Origin of the sequence: Pseudomonas sp. THAF187a (assembly GCF_009363395.1) — a bacterium.
GTDB classification, from domain to species: domain Bacteria; phylum Pseudomonadota; class Gammaproteobacteria; order Pseudomonadales; family Pseudomonadaceae; genus Aquipseudomonas; species Aquipseudomonas khazarica.
This window is the reverse complement of record NZ_CP045349.1, coordinates 1,790,120-1,802,575: the sequence shown is the minus strand read 5'-3', so window position 1 is coordinate 1,802,575 and position 12,456 is coordinate 1,790,120. Positions and strand designations below refer to the sequence as shown.

Below are 12,456 nucleotides of genomic sequence, written 5' to 3'. Positions count from 1 at the left end.
AACAGTCCATTCGACGAGTCCTTTCATACAATCCCTTCGCTCTTACTGCAAAAACAACTTCAAGCTTGGCGAGTCCGTGAAAAGCGGCTGAAGCGATAGCTGCCGGGTGTTGCTATAGAACAGCACCCCCAGATAACGGCTGTCTTTCGGGGCGCCAAGCAGCCTTCTGGATGAGTCGAAGACTAGCCATCTGCCATTATCTCGATATTCAATCCAGTTATGCAATCCAGAAGCACTTATACGGTGCTGTTCGTTGGGTACTACTGCCCCTAAAATTCTTCGAACTGTGACGCCATTCCGCTCAAGCAACTCCCCCGCCAGCAGCATGTGCTCAGTGCAATCCCCCCCACCCACTTGCAATGCGTGCTCAGCCCCCTCGACACCTCGACGTATGCCGAAAAACGCAATGTGCTCAACCATCCAGGCAAAGATTCGCTCAACCCGCTCACGCCTGGGATAGATTGCAAATGACTTAGCTAACCGCCGCAACTGTTCAGACGGCTCTTGGATCAAGTCAAAGGATGCCTCTGACGTCCAAGCCTCATCCTGACCCTCAATACCAGGCTGCCACTGCATACTTATACGTTGCGACTGGTATGGCCCCAACTCTTCATGCTGGAGGCAATATTCTCTTGAACGCATTCGCACAGGACTTGAAGCTTCAATACGCCAGTCACTGACCCGCCCGTTTAGCGAAAGCGGTTTTAGACCGCACACCTCAGCCGCCGGCAGCACACCAGCACTGTCGTTTTGCAAGCGCAGAACAAGTTCGAACCTCTCGCCAGCCTGAGCGGAGCCGCACAACAATGCACTAATCACAGTAATAATTAAGTTGGCGCGCCTGGTCATCTGCCGAGATGCTCACATATTTATTCAATGTATCGCGCACCTGCTCAACCTTATCGAATGACAGGAAGACGCCGGGCAATGGATTATTCGAGAAAAACTCAAAAAACCGCTGCTGATAATCTCTGGACACGAAAAGCACTACTGGCTCGAAAACACGCTGCTGCTTGTCAATCAGTTGTGCAGCCACTTCTGCCGGATCGACTGATGGGAGTTTTTCCAATCCCCGCCCTACCACCACCTTGCCCTGACCAACGAACATCCCGGACAACTCACCGCTCAATAGGTTGGCCGCCACATCCTCCGCCCCCACCAATAGCCAGTCCCAAGCTGGAGCGCCTTGCTTGGCCTGCAACCATTCGCGCCCACCAAACAGTATGTTCGCGTTGTAAAGGCCAGCTTCTTGCATCTCAGAACAAACACGCCGCACCGACAGCATGTCATAGCCTGCGAACAATAACGTCTGAGAAACTCGCCCGCTCTGCAAGCGTGCCAAAAGCGAACCACTCGACACTGACCAAGCACCTTGCACGCTACCCTCGCCATCTACATCGATGAGCTGCTGCGATGCCTGACTGACCCAGCATCCGGGAATGGGTAACGCGGAAGCACTGGCATCCCCCCAAAGCGACAACAGCGATGCCGCCACCAGACACTTAACGCGCTTCGAAGTCATAACCCATTCGCTCGGCTGCTTGATCGATATAGCGATAACGCCCACCTGTCACCAACTGCGCATCATCATTGCTGCGGATGATCCTAGGTTGAATGAAGATCATTAGATTGTTCTTCGTCTTGTTTTTCTTATCACTGCGAAATAGCGCCCCAATGATAGGGATACGCCCCATGAACGGCACCTTGGCATCACCACCTTGCTGCTCATCCGATATAAGCCCGCCCAACACCAGCGTCTGCCCATCCTCCACCAATACTCGAGTCTTGACAGAACGTGTATTGGTAATGATGTCTTGCGCCTGAGCGACACGTGCATTGGAGACACTGGATATTTCCTGCGTGATATCCAATGTAACAGCGTCACCCTCATTGACTTGGGGCTTGATTGTCAGGGTGATACCCACATCTTTCCGCTCAATGGTCTGGAAGGGATTATCAACCGGAGTGGCAGCACTCGTAGAACGTCCGGTAACGAAAGGAACATTCTGACCGACGACAATCTTGGCCTCTTCATTATCCAAAGTAACCAGATTGGGTCGGGAGAGGATATTCAACGAATCACTGGTTTCCAGCGCGGTGAACAGGCCCCGTAACGAGCCGTTTCGATAGAAACCTAATGCAAGGCCACTCACCAAGTTAGGCGCTTCATCTATCGCTCCCGCCCCCGCACTATCCCGATATAGAGTTCCGCCATACCAACCATCACCACCTTTAGCGCTGGCGCTGCTCCGCCATTCAACCCCTAACTCACGCCCCTCACTTTCAGACACCTCTACAATCACAGCCTCAACCAGGACTTGAGCGCGGCGAATGTCCAGTTTCTTGATGATGTACTCTACGGCATCGATCACATCAGGCGGTCCACTGACAACCAGAGCATTGGTCGCTTCACTGGCCTGAATGTTCACTTCGACGGACGACTCCTGAGCGTTGAGCCCCTGCTTTTGAATGCTACTGCTCAGGCTCTGCACTACCGGCAGTATGTCTGCAGCGCGCAGATAGTGCAGATAGAACACCTTGGTATTACCCACACCTTGCACTTTGCGATCCAGCCGCATAACCACGTCATGCACCTGTCGCCGTAGAACCTCCTCACCAGACACCACGATGCTGTTGGTTCGCACGTCGGCACCAATCGAGAAGAACCCCTCCGGTGTATCGGCCTTTGGCTTGGGGAAAAGACCATTGAGCATGGCCAGTATGTCCTGAGCATTGGCATACTTCAGGGCAAAGACATCCGTCGTCACTTCCCATGCCTGATCAAGACGCGCGACCAGATCATCGATCTTGGCGATGTTTACAGCACGGTCAGCAACGATAATGTAATTACGATCCGGATAAGCAGCGATATAGGCCGACTGTGGAACCATCGGCTTGAGTAGATTGACCAGTTGAATGGCCGAAACATTGTTCAATTTGAACAACTTGATAACGTTATCCCCAGCCGTAGCGTTACGCTCATTGACCGGTATGCTGGAGGACTTGGCATCCACTTCGGGAACAACCTTATAAACGTTATTCTCCTTGATGAGCGCAAACCCATGCACGCTGAGCACTGAACTCAACAACTGATTAAGGTCCTCTGCAGGAATCGCCTCACTGGTCACCACGGTGACCTTGCCCTTGACTCGGGGGTCGATCACGATGTTCTTGCCCGTCTGGTCGGCTACCCACTCAATCAAGGTGCGGATGTCCGCATCCTTCATGTCCAGATCAAGTCCAGCAGGCTTCTCCTCTTCCGCATATAGCGCCACGCTGAACAACAACGCACACAACAACGCTCCCCAACGCATCAAATTTCCCCGTTTGCCAGCGCTTGCAATTTATTGAGTTTTTCCGTCAGCTTCTGCTGGCTGATCGGATTCATGGCAGGTGGTGCTGCCGGTAACCTGGCGACCTGTTCAGCAGCCGCTCGATGAAGAGCTGGCTGCTGCCGCTCCTCTAGACTTACGCTTTCCAATGCACCATTACGTTTGATCAGAACACGGCGTACCTGCACATCGACCAACTCGACGCCAGGCATTAACTGATCGCCTGGATAGTAGAGCTTGTGACTGTTTTCACTCTGAGCGATCACAGCAGCCGAACGTCCCTGTTTGCCACCTACATAACTGGCTACCAGTTTGAGCGACAACGCGCTTTCCTTGACAGGGGCAACGGCAGTCTCTGACTTGATCGTACCGAACAGATTGACCAATTCGACGTGATCCGGCTTGTTACTCTGCGCAGGAGAATCCATAGTCAGGACTGCCGGCAATGCTTCTGTTGACAGATCGTGCTGCCATAGAAAAAAGGCAACGCAATAGGCAGCGGATATGAAAAACAGCCCCGTAAGAAGCAGCCACGGCTTTAGTCGCTCAATCATACGAGAGTGCAATCCCGACATAACCCCACCATATAAACGCCCCCCCTAAAAGTAATCAGGTGTCCGTGCATCAAAATAAAAAATCCAACACCCGACTATGAAACAACACCTCTGAGCACACCACGAAAACTATAAGCTCCAGGCCATCGACCGATTAGAACTTGGCCCAACTCAATACTTACTCGACACCCAGACAGGCACCCTCAACAATGTTCTTATGGTGATACGTCACGACAAAAATCCAACCTGCGACTCGTAGCACTTATTGATTTCGCTACCGCCCGTGCATGGGCCACGGATGAACTGGCCGTAGTGGTTGTATTCCGTGTTGGCGCGCCGCCCCACTGAATCGGTGCAGCCTGCCAGGCCCTTACTGTCGTAGTGGTGCTTCCAGAGCAGGTCCAATACGCCGTTCACCGTAATCAGGTTGTCGCCGGTGTAGCCCAGGATCAGCCGTTCATCGTCTTGATGTTCCTTGACATCGCCCCCCAGCCCTTCGTCGTCGCGCATCAGGCTGGCCTTGATGTCATTGCGGCTCTGATAACCGGCTATGCGGCCCTGGGCTCCGGAGTCGATACGTTTGCCGAGCACGCTCCCCCGGCGATGGTCCGCCAAGCCCCACTGCAAGGCCATTGGACGACGCTTGGGCAGATTGTCGAGGGTGATGTCCTGGCTCAGCGCGGCATTACTCGCACGTAGGATATCGGGCGCAAGAGCACTCGCACCGAGCACATTCAAACCCGGTACATCAATCTGCAGCATCTCGGTGCTGTAGTGCGGGCCTCGATAGGGGTGATCAATGCCAGGATTGAGCAAACCTACGTAGCTGAACAAGCATGCGATGCTTGTAAGCAGGCAAAGCGGAAGGTAACGAAGGAGAGTGCATCCCATGCAGAGTTCCTTTCCATGCCCCAGAGATTCATCTGGGCGATCCATCGGTCTTCGGGAGGAGAAATAGGGCGCCGAGTCTACCCTGAAGGCTAATTGACAGTACAACCCAGTCGTCACTTTTACGACAAGTCCTAGATTTTTCCTTGCTTCCTCAAAGGATGCTGGATGAGATGCAAGCACACTGCGAAACCTTCACAGCGAACACATCATTCTCGGCATGTCAGTCCGGTTGCAACCCTCAACAAGCTCAACGTCCAGGCTTTCACGGATTTCAAGCCCCCTTAAGGGGGATGTCAAAAGCACACATCTTGCTATGATCACTCCCGCTGATCACCGCAGAACAAGAACTTGATGGAGTGATGCACTTGTCCCATGCGATGAATCGATATCGCACCCTGATGCCCCCCTTGCTCGGTCTGCTTGCATTGATACTCGTCAGTAGTGCTTTGGCGTGGCAGAGCGCCGACTTGCTGCGCCTGGTACGCGGCCAGGTGCAGCCAACCCCTGAGCAAGCCGACTCCGGCCAGGTGCAGCACGGCCAGGCCCCCGTCGGCCAACTGTTCGGCGCCCCTCGGCAGGCCGATAGCGGCCCGGCGCCGACCACCAATCTGCAGCTGACCCTGCTCGGCAGCTTCGTGCACAGCGACCCGCAACGCTCCAGTGCGCTGATCCAGCCCCAGGGCGAGCATGCCCAGCGTTATGCCGTCGGCATGGAAGTGAGCGATGGCGTGCGTGTGGACGCCATCTATGCCGATCGCGTCGAGCTGCTGCGCAACGGGCGCCGCGAGAGCCTCGGGTTCCCGCGCCAGCAGAGTGGGCAGTACAGCTATACCCCACCGTTCGAAGCGACGCAGGAAGACCCGCAACAACAACTCGAACGACTCGACCAGGACAACCTCGAACAACTGCGCCAGCGCATGCAGATGCTGCGCGAACAGATGGAAGCCTCCGGCACACTGCCCGAAGAAACGCCCCCCGATCAGCCCATGGAAAGCGACTGAACCGATGCCTGTTCTCCGAAGCCGACTGACACTCGCCCTGATAGCCGCCAGCCTGGCCAGCACACCCTTGCCGCTGCTTGCGCAGATCGAACAGGTGCCCAGCAGCGCCAACCAGCAGGAAGAAAGCTGGACCATCAACCTCAAAGGTGCGGACATCCGCGAGTTCATCGACCAGATAGCCGCCATCACCGGGCAGACCTTCGTCGTCGACCCGCGCGTGAAGGGCCAGGTCAGCGTGGTGTCCAGCACCCCGCTGGGCCTCTCCGAGGTGTACCAGCTGTTCCTCTCGGTGATGGCCACCCACGGTTTCAGCGTACTGACCCAGGGCGACCAGGCGCGCATCGTGCCCAATGCCGAAGCCAAGGCCGAAGCCGGTGAAGGCCGGGCCGCACCGGACCGCCTGGAAACCCGGCTGATCCAGGTGCAGCACGTGCCGGTAGCCGAACTGATCCCGTTGATCCGCCCGCTGGTACCGCAGTACGGTCACCTGGCTGCCGTCACCTCGGCCAACGCGCTGATCATCAGCGACCGCAGCGCCAACATCGCACGCATCCAGGACCTGATGCGCCAGCTCGACCAGAGCGGCGCGCAGGATTTCAGCGTGGTCACCCTGCAACATGCCTGGGTGATGGACGCCGCCGAGGTCCTCAACACCGCCATCGCCCGTGGCCAGGCCAAGGGCAGCGGCGCTACCCAGGTGGTGGCCGATGCCCGCACCAACCGCCTGATTCTTCTCGGCCCGCCGGACGCCCGCACCAAGCTGGCCGACCTCGCCCGCTCACTGGATACACCCACCAGCCGCTCGGCCAACACGCGGGTGATTCGCCTGCGTCACAACGACGCCAAGGCCCTGGCCGAAACCCTCGGGGAAATCTCCGAGGGCTTGAAGAGCCAGGAGACCGGCGAGACCAGCGACAAGCAGTCGAACATCCTCATCCGGGCCGACGAGAGCCTCAACGCCCTGGTGCTGCTGGCCGACCCGGATCAGGTCGCCACCCTCGAGGACATCGTCCGTCAGCTCGACGTGCCGCGCGCGCAGGTCATGGTCGAGGCGGCCATCGTCGAAGTTTCCGGCGACATCACCGATGCCGTGGGCGTGCAATGGGCGGTGGATGCACGTGGTGGCCGTGGCGGCCTGGGCGGGGTCAACTTCGCCGGTACCGGGCTGTCCGTCGGTTCGGTGCTGCAGATCCTGCAGAACGATGAAATACCGGAGAACACCACCCTCCCCGACGGCGCCATCATCGGCGTTGGCAGCGACCGCTTTGGCGCGCTGATCACCGCACTGTCGGCCAACAGCAAGAGCAACCTGCTGTCGACGCCGAGCCTGCTGACCCTGGACAACCAGAAGGCGGAGATCCTCGTCGGGCAGAACGTCCCCTTCCAGACCGGTTCCTACACCACCGATGCCTCTGGCGCGGGCAACCCCTTCACCACCATCGAGCGCAAGGACATCGGCGTCACCCTCAAGGTCACCCCGCACATCAACGAAGGCGCCACCCTGCGCCTGGAGATCGAACAGGAGATCTCCTCCATCGCGCCGAGCACCGGGCTCAATGCCCAGGCGGTGGACCTGGTGACCAACAAGCGCTCGATCAAGAGCACCATCCTCGCCGACGATGGCCAGGTGATCGTGCTCGGCGGCCTGATTCAGGACGACGTCACCGAAGCCGTTTCCAAGGTGCCATTGCTGGGTGACATTCCACTGATAGGCGGGCTGTTCCGCTCCACTCGCGAGTCGCACATCAAGCGCAACCTGATGGTCTTCCTGCGCCCCACCGTGGTACGCGACGGCGCCGGCCTGGCGGCGCTGTCCGGCAAGAAGTACAGCGATATCCGCATCATCGGCAATGGCAGCAGCAACGGCGGCCGCCCCAGCATCCTGCCCAGCCAACCTGCGCAACTGTTCGATGGCCAGGGCGCGCCGGCGGTGGATTTGCGCCAGTAAGGGTATCGCCTGCCACGTTAGCGCCGGCAGCTTCTACGGCCATCGCGGCTGAAGCCGCTCCTACGACCAGCGGTGCCGCCCCCCTCTCCCGCTTGCGAGAGAGGGGCCTCCCGGCACCGCGCATCACCCCAGCGGCGGCGTGCGCGGTGGCACCTGGCGTTTGCTGCCAGTGGACTCGTAAGCAGCCGCCAGCTGCAGCAAAGCCGAGTCGTCATAGGCGCGGCCTGCGAAGGTCAGGCCCACTGGCATGCCGATATCGGCCATCACGCCCATGGGCACGGTCACGGTCGGCACACCCAGGTGACGAATCGCCAGATTGCCGTTGGCCACCCACACGCCATTGCTCCAGGCGATGTCGGCGGATAGCGGGTTCACATCGGCATCCGCCGGGCCGACATCGGCAACGGTGGGGAACAGCACGGCATCCAGCCCCTGTTGTGCCATCCAGTCCTCCAGATCGATCTTGCGCGTGTGTTCCAGGCCACGCAGTCCATCAGGCAGCGTGGCGATCTGGTCCCAGGGCTTGATGCCGCGCTTGGCCATCTTGACGTACTCGTCCATGCCCGCCGCCAGATCGCCCTCGCGATTGGGCAGCGTACCGGGGTCATGCGGGAAGATCTGCGGCCCATCGACATCGGCCAGGCGCTGCAGCTGCGGATCGCCGTTGGCCTGCAGGAAGTCGTCGAAGGCCCAGCCGCTCAGCTCCCACAGCTCGTCATGCAGGAACTCGGGCGTGACGATACCCCGGTTGAACACCGTCGGTGCCCCCGGGCGATCGCCTTCGCAGTTGGACACCAGCGGGAAGTCCACCTCCACCACTTCGGCGCCGGCAGCTTCCAGCGCCTGGCGGGCCGCCTCCCACAGGGCGATCACCGATGGCCGAGTGTGGATGCGCTGGCCGGTCGGACCACCGATGCCCGGCGACTCGCTGGTGCCGGCTTCCTCGTCCTTGTTGATGAACATGCGCGGCACGCCCAGGCGCTTGCCAGCCAGCACATCGGCCTTGGCTGCCAGCGCCAGGTAGGATTGCGGACGCACAGCGGAGGCTTTCGGGATCGGCACCCAGGGCTGCAAACGCCACAGGTCGCCACGCGTGTCGGCGTCATCGGCCACCACCACGTCGAGTACCTCGAGCAGGTCGGCCATGGTCCGGGCATACGGCACCACCACGTCCATGGTCGGCGTCAGCGGCCAGTTGCCGCGCACCGAGATCACCCCGCGCGACGGCGTGTAGGCGCACAGGCCATTGTTCGACGCCGGGCCGCGCCCGCTGGACCAGGTCTCCTCGGCCAGGCCGAACGCGGCGAAGCTGGCAGCGGTCGCCGTACCGGCGCCGTTGGACGAGCCCGAGGCGAACGGCGCCGTCAGGTAATCCGCGTTGTAGGGGCTCTCCGCGCGGCCGTATACCCCGCGCTGCATGCCGCCGTTGGCCATCGGCGGCATATTGGTCTTGCCCAGGCAGATGGCGCCGGCGGCACGCAGACGCTCGACGGTGAACGCATCACGTTGTGCCACCAGGTCCTTGAAGGCCGGGCTGCCGGAAGCCGCCGTCAGCCCCTTGACCAGGTAACTGTCCTTCGCGGTATAGGGAATGCCGTCCAGCGGGCCGAGCGTTTCACCACGCGCACGGCGCGCATCCGACGCCTCGGCTTCCTGCAGTACATCCGGGTTGCGCACGACCACGGCGTTGAGCCGGGTCGCCGTGGCGGGCCCGTTGTAGGCCTCGATACGCGCCAGATAGGCCTTGACCAGTTCGACCGCAGTGGTGCGGCCGGACTCCAGCGCGGCGCGCAGCTCGGCGATGGAAACTTCGGTTACCTCGATCATGCTGTCATCTCTCGCAGAAGGCGGGACCTGCCAGCAGCATGGCCCCGTTACGCAATACGACGTGTCCACGGTCAATGCTGAAACCGCGACACTCTGCCGCCGATGATACAGGGCAACGGATTGCGACAGGAGCGGGCCGGCAGAACTCAGTCTCCGCCGCCACCACCATCACCGCCACCACAGTCGCCACCGAAATCGCCGAAGAAGCTGCCGCCGCCATCCACACCCGGGCCTCCCCCGTCACCCGAGTGGTTCGCGCCTGAGGACTTCCTGCGCATGGCCCGCAGCAACAGCAGCAGAAAGACGATGAACGCGCCGATCACCAAGTAGAACCCCATCAGCCTGCCTCCATGTCCCTATTCAGCACTGGATGATAGCCCATGCGATTGCCCGCTCGGCGGACAGGTTGAGACGCCGGTCGCAGAAGCGCCGAGCCATTGCGCACCTCAGTTGCCTGCAACTTTGCTAGGGTCACAGGCGATAGCCAACGAGCGGAGACCCTCACATGCCACAGATCACCGGCGGCTGCCTCTGCGGCCAGGTACGCTTCAGCACCAGCGCCCAACCCTATCGGGTCGGCGTCTGCCACTGCATGGACTGCCGCAAGTACCACGGCGCACTCTTCCATGCCTCGGCAATCTTTGCCCAGGACACCGTAACCCTGAGCGGCGAAACCGGCCAGTATGGCGGCCGCCATTTCTGCCCGCGCTGTGGCTCGTCGGTGTATTCGCGCACGGCCGATGAGATCGAACTGAACCTGGGCTCGCTGGATGCGCCGGACCAGTTCACCCCCACCTACGAGCTCTGGACCATCCGCCGCGAAGCCTGGCTACCGCCCTTCCCCTTCGCCCGCCATTACCCGCGCGACCGCGAGAGCAGCACGCGCCACGAATAGCGTCGAGCGCCCATGAGCCCTGCCCTCAGGCATCCGCAGCGCGCTGGCAGCCCCAGCCGTGCATCAACCCGGCCTGGAAGAACTGCACCGGTGCCGCGAAGCCGGCGGCCTGGATGATGCCGGCCACCTGCTGCGCCGGCAGCACCGCCACGTCTCGCGCGTAGGCATTGCGTACGCGCTCGAGCATCTGCGGCTGAACGCCGGCACCGGACATCAGCGTCATCCAGTTACGCAGCAGCACCTCGTAGGCCGGCGCGTGGATATCCGCGGCCAGGTCCGCATTGGCCAGCAGCCCGCCCGGCTTGAGCCGCTGCGCGATCTGGCGGAAGAAGCGCGTGCGCGCCTGCGGCTCCAGCAAGAACTGCGAGACCAGGAAGCAGGTCGCGCCGTCATGCACCGGCTCATCCGCCAGCGTGTCGAGATAACCCGCATGAAACTCGCAACGCTGCGCAAAGCCCTCGCGCTGCGCACGCTGGCGACAGACATCGAGCATCGCCTCGGAAGGGTCCAGCGCCGTGAACCGCCAGCCAGGAAAGCGCGCGGCCAGGTGGCCGATCTCCGCACCGGTACCCGCGCCCACGCAGAGCACCCGCGCATCGGCCGGCAGCTCGGCGAACAGTGCATCGAGCAGCAGATAGAGCGCCTCGCGAATCGGCGCCATCCCGGCCCATTGCTGGTCATAGCCCGCCGCCTGTTGATCGAACAACGCCCTGAGTTCCTCGTCGCGCATGGCAAACCCTCCGTTTGGCCTGATGAATGATCGCGCTCACACCTTCCAGTATCCCAGAGCTGTCAAGCCCCCATGGCCATGCGCCTTGGCGGCAGTCGTATGCAGCCGTGGCAAGGCAGCAAGACCGGTCAGCAGTGGATTCGCGGGCACTTTGCCGACGTTTGCGGGGACTAACTGGCATGCCTCCGCTGAACGAAACCAAGATGCGCAACCCGACCTTCGAACAGAAAGCCTTCATCCTCCTGCTCGCGCTGGTGACCATCGCCTTCTTCTGGATACTCCTGCCGTTCTACGGCGCCGTGTTCTGGGCGATGGTGCTCGCCGTGGTGTTCGCCCCGCTGCAGTCACGCCTCAATCAGCGCTGCAACGGCAGGCGCAACCTGACCGCCCTGCTGACGCTGACCATCTGCCTGCTGGTGGCGATCCTGCCGGTGATCTTCATCACCTCGGCGGTGGTGGCCGAGGGCACCAGCCTGTATGAACAGCTGGAGTCCGGCGAACTGGATTTCGGTGCCTACGTGACCAGCACCCTGCGCGCGCTGCCGCCGCCGATGCAGGAGCAACTGCAGCGCTTCGGCATCGCCAACCTCGACGGCCTGCGCGAGCAGATATCCAAGGGCGCCACGACCGGCAGCCAGTACCTGGCGACCAAGGTCTTCGCCATCGGCCAGGGCACCTTCGAGTTCTTCATCAGTTTCGGGGTGATGCTGTACCTGCTGTTCTTCCTCCTGCGCGACGGCCAGGAGCTGGTGCGCAACATCCGCGTCGCCATCCCCCTGGCCGACAGCACCAAGCGCCGCCTGCAGATCAAATTCACCCGCGTGGTACGCGCCACGGTCAAGGGCAATGTCCTGGTCGCCGCAGTCCAGGGCGCGCTCGGTGGCTTCATCTTCTGGACGCTGGGCATTTACAGCCCGCTGCTGTGGGGCGTGCTGATGGCCTTCCTGTCACTGCTGCCAGCCGCTGGCGCCGGCATCGTCTGGGCCCCGGTCGCGGTCTACCTGCTGCTCAGCGGCAGCCTGTGGCAAGGCATCATCCTCACCGCCTTCGGCGTGCTGGTGATCGGCCTGGTGGACAACATCCTGCGCCCCATACTGGTGGGCAAGGACACCCGCCTTCCCGACTACCTGATCCTCGTCTCCACCCTCGGCGGTCTCGCCCTGCTGGGTCTCAACGGCTTCGTCATCGGCCCACTGGTGGCCGCACTGTTCGTGGCCAGCTGGAATCTGCTGGGGCCAAAAAAGAAGGTCAGGTTGCCGGAGTGAAGACATCGTCGCA

At 60.9% G+C, this 12,456-nt stretch carries 12 protein-coding genes; 4 read left to right on the top strand and 8 right to left on the bottom strand.

Annotated features, from left to right (window positions below; translation table 11 throughout):
- Positions 1-42: 42 nt before the first annotated feature.
- The 5 genes from FIV02_RS08445 to FIV02_RS08425 form a co-directional block, all read right to left on the bottom strand.
- Positions 43-849 (bottom strand): transglutaminase-like domain-containing protein, encoded by an 807-nt coding sequence (locus FIV02_RS08445; protein WP_152488356.1) that lies wholly within the window; start codon positions 847-849, stop codon positions 43-45.
- Positions 812-1,522: a hypothetical protein gene (locus tag FIV02_RS08440; RefSeq protein WP_152488355.1), complete on the bottom strand. Its 711-nt coding sequence runs from the start codon at positions 1,520-1,522 to the stop codon at positions 812-814. The genes FIV02_RS08445 and FIV02_RS08440 overlap by 38 nt, the downstream gene beginning before the upstream one ends.
- Positions 1,503-3,314, bottom strand: coding sequence for a type II secretion system secretin GspD (gene gspD / locus FIV02_RS08435; protein WP_152488354.1), 1,812 nt, complete (start codon positions 3,312-3,314; stop codon positions 1,503-1,505). The genes FIV02_RS08440 and gspD (FIV02_RS08435) overlap by 20 nt, the downstream gene beginning before the upstream one ends.
- Positions 3,314-3,886, bottom strand: coding sequence for a type II secretion system protein N (locus tag FIV02_RS08430; protein WP_172979138.1), 573 nt, complete (start codon positions 3,884-3,886; stop codon positions 3,314-3,316). Before FIV02_RS08430 ends, gspD (FIV02_RS08435) begins: the two co-directional genes overlap by 1 nt.
- A 228-nt stretch (positions 3,887-4,114) precedes the next feature.
- Complete coding sequence (locus tag FIV02_RS08425) at positions 4,115-4,720, bottom strand: hypothetical protein (RefSeq protein ID WP_152488352.1); 606 nt, start codon at positions 4,718-4,720, stop codon at positions 4,115-4,117.
- A 434-nt stretch (positions 4,721-5,154) separates the two neighbouring features.
- On the opposite strand from FIV02_RS08425, the gene FIV02_RS08420 reads away from it, so the two are divergent.
- Both FIV02_RS08420 and gspD (FIV02_RS08415) read left to right on the top strand, forming a co-directional pair.
- Positions 5,155-5,778, top strand: a complete 624-nt coding sequence (locus tag FIV02_RS08420) for a type II secretion system protein N (protein ID WP_256663105.1) — start codon at positions 5,155-5,157, stop codon at positions 5,776-5,778.
- 4 nt (positions 5,779-5,782) lie between these two features.
- Positions 5,783-7,726, top strand: coding sequence for a type II secretion system secretin GspD (gene gspD / locus FIV02_RS08415; protein WP_152488350.1), 1,944 nt, complete (start codon positions 5,783-5,785; stop codon positions 7,724-7,726).
- A 123-nt stretch (positions 7,727-7,849) separates the two neighbouring features.
- Here the strand turns inward: gspD (FIV02_RS08415) and FIV02_RS08410 are convergent, their stop codons facing one another.
- Entirely contained in the window at positions 7,850-9,553 is a 1,704-nt protein-coding gene (locus tag FIV02_RS08410) for an amidase (RefSeq protein ID WP_152488349.1), read from the bottom strand.
- 146 nt (positions 9,554-9,699) lie between these two features.
- Positions 9,700-9,891 carry a hypothetical protein gene (locus FIV02_RS24885; protein ID WP_178114234.1) on the bottom strand — a complete coding sequence of 64 codons (192 nt, stop codon included), beginning with the start codon at positions 9,889-9,891 and terminating at the stop codon, positions 9,700-9,702.
- Between the two features lie 167 nt (positions 9,892-10,058).
- Between FIV02_RS24885 and FIV02_RS08400 the strand changes: the two genes are divergently transcribed.
- On the top strand, positions 10,059-10,448 hold the full coding sequence (locus FIV02_RS08400; protein ID WP_037048476.1) for a GFA family protein: 390 nt from the start codon (positions 10,059-10,061) through the stop codon (positions 10,446-10,448).
- 25 nt (positions 10,449-10,473) lie between these two features.
- Here FIV02_RS08400 and FIV02_RS08395 read toward each other — a convergent pair whose 3' ends face one another.
- Entirely contained in the window at positions 10,474-11,178 is a 705-nt protein-coding gene (locus tag FIV02_RS08395) for a class I SAM-dependent methyltransferase (RefSeq protein ID WP_152488348.1), read from the bottom strand.
- Between the two features lie 203 nt (positions 11,179-11,381).
- Between FIV02_RS08395 and FIV02_RS08390 the strand changes: the two genes are divergently transcribed.
- A complete protein-coding gene (locus tag FIV02_RS08390) occupies positions 11,382-12,443 on the top strand; it encodes an AI-2E family transporter (RefSeq protein WP_152490099.1) in 1,062 nt (353 codons plus the stop codon).
- Positions 12,444-12,456 lie beyond the last annotated feature (13 nt).

Excerpts from the sequence above, each read along its gene's own strand:
- FIV02_RS08445 (WP_152488356.1), bottom strand. The coding sequence starts at position 849 with ATGACCAGGCGCGCCAACTTAATTATTACTGTGATTAGTGCATTGTTG.
- FIV02_RS08440 (WP_152488355.1), bottom strand. The coding sequence starts at position 1,522 with ATGACTTCGAAGCGCGTTAAGTGTCTGGTGGCGGCATCGCTGTTGTCG.
- gspD (WP_152488354.1), bottom strand. The coding sequence starts at position 3,314 with ATGCGTTGGGGAGCGTTGTTGTGTGCGTTGTTGTTCAGCGTGGCGCTA.
- FIV02_RS08430 (WP_172979138.1), bottom strand. The coding sequence starts at position 3,886 with ATGATTGAGCGACTAAAGCCGTGGCTGCTTCTTACGGGGCTGTTTTTC.
- FIV02_RS08420 (WP_256663105.1), top strand. The coding sequence starts at position 5,155 with ATGAATCGATATCGCACCCTGATGCCCCCCTTGCTCGGTCTGCTTGCA.
- gspD (WP_152488350.1), top strand. The coding sequence starts at position 5,783 with ATGCCTGTTCTCCGAAGCCGACTGACACTCGCCCTGATAGCCGCCAGC.
- FIV02_RS08410 (WP_152488349.1), bottom strand. The coding sequence starts at position 9,553 with ATGATCGAGGTAACCGAAGTTTCCATCGCCGAGCTGCGCGCCGCGCTG.
- FIV02_RS24885 (WP_178114234.1), bottom strand. The coding sequence starts at position 9,891 with ATGGGGTTCTACTTGGTGATCGGCGCGTTCATCGTCTTTCTGCTGCTG.
- FIV02_RS08400 (WP_037048476.1), top strand. The coding sequence starts at position 10,059 with ATGCCACAGATCACCGGCGGCTGCCTCTGCGGCCAGGTACGCTTCAGC.
- FIV02_RS08395 (WP_152488348.1), bottom strand. The coding sequence starts at position 11,178 with ATGCGCGACGAGGAACTCAGGGCGTTGTTCGATCAACAGGCGGCGGGC.
- FIV02_RS08390 (WP_152490099.1), top strand. The coding sequence starts at position 11,382 with ATGCGCAACCCGACCTTCGAACAGAAAGCCTTCATCCTCCTGCTCGCG.